Source organism: Vibrio sp. YT-19(2023), assembly GCF_033337395.1.
In genome coordinates this window covers 1-1017 of sequence record NZ_JAWOQN010000178.1, presented here as the reverse complement: position 1 = coordinate 1017, position 1017 = coordinate 1, and the positions used below count along the sequence as shown (strand labels likewise).

Here is a 1017-nt window from a genome sequence, read left to right as displayed (position 1 = left end):
AAACTTCAGTTTCGCGACATCTTGCAGCTCACTGATGATCTTAAATGCATCTTTTAAGTGCTTGCGTTCAAAGCTACTGAAATCATCGGGTGCGATGTGGTTGTCAGGTGTGGTGCCTGCCAGAATCGCATTGAGTTGATGACGGAAACGTACCTGAGTAATAAAGCGATACGCGCCAATGATGTTTTCAACACTGTCTTTCGACAATGTGCCGTGCTGGGCTGCGTAGCGAAAACGCTCTTCTGTGCCAGTTAACGAGCCGCCAGCGGCAAGACTGAAAATACGCGCCAGATCGATGATCAGATTCAAGGCGTACTTTTTGATGTTTAACGTGTTGCTGTTTTCCCCACCTTTTTCCAACACCAAATTGTTGAAAATGCCAAGTGGCGGCTGAGTGTCAATCGCATCGCGCACCAAAGCCGGAATAAAGCTCGGGCTCTTTTGAATGCAATCATGCAAGTGTTGTTGGATTTGGTCGACAAACTCGCGGTTGCCGTGAATGGCACGCACTTCAAGGAATACGCTAATGCTCAATAGTTTGTTGTATTCTGGGCTGGCCACCCACTTCTGATAGTACTCTTTCCAACGACGAATTGGCTGACACCACTTTGGTGACGCTGCCATGTACTTGCCGTCACAAAGCGGATAGCCGCACGCCGCCAAACCATTACACACCCGCATGGCAAGGTGAGTGAAGTACAGTTTATGTTCTTCGGTGGCGTCATCGGAAAGCACAATCGCACTGTCTTGGTCTGACAGCATGTGCACTTCGTTACGGGCGTGAGAGCCTGCAACCAACCACGCGTAATCACATGGCGGTGGGCCCAACAGTTCTTCATTGAGCTGGATGATGCGGCGCGTGAAAGCGTCCATGATCATCGACATCACTCGCCCCTGAATTTCCGCACTCACACCGCTTTCCACCAACGCTTGGAAAATGGTTTGACGTTCTTCTTTCAACGCCGCCAGCGCGTTGAGTGAACTCGCGTATTTGATTTTCTCAATTAAGAACAAAGA

At 49.5% G+C, this 1017-nt stretch carries 1 protein-coding gene; it reads right to left on the bottom strand.

Features of this window, described 5'->3' with window-relative positions; translation table 11 throughout:
• Nucleotides 1-1017, bottom strand: a 1017-nt coding sequence (locus tag R7E78_RS24720) for a DUF294 nucleotidyltransferase-like domain-containing protein (RefSeq protein ID WP_318058420.1), incomplete at both ends; no start/stop codon positions are given.